We start from the raw sequence: 255 nt of genomic DNA on the forward strand, positions 1-255 counted from the left end.
GCAACTGGCTCACGTTCACCGCGTCAGTCGCCGCCGAGCCGGCTGCCACGTTCGTGATGCGACGCTCTGCACCCGCCGAGCCCACCGACACTTCGCCGTTCGCCGCCGAAGCAGCACCCGACAGCGTTCCGCTGCCCGGGTTGTATGCTGCCGCGCTCAGATCCGCCGTCGTCGTCGAGCCAGAACCCAGCGCCACCGAATTAGCCGCCGTTGCTTGGGCGTTGCCGCCGATCGCCACCGCGTCTGTGCCCGTTG

At 69.4% G+C, this 255-nt stretch carries 1 pseudogene; it reads right to left on the minus strand.

From position 1 onward, the window contains the following. Positions 1 to 255: pseudogene (locus tag JNB89_RS30915) on the minus strand (hemagluttinin domain protein); the annotation flags it as partial.

This window comes from Paraburkholderia phenoliruptrix, assembly GCF_019511605.1.
Classification (GTDB): domain Bacteria; phylum Pseudomonadota; class Gammaproteobacteria; order Burkholderiales; family Burkholderiaceae; genus Paraburkholderia; species Paraburkholderia phenoliruptrix_A.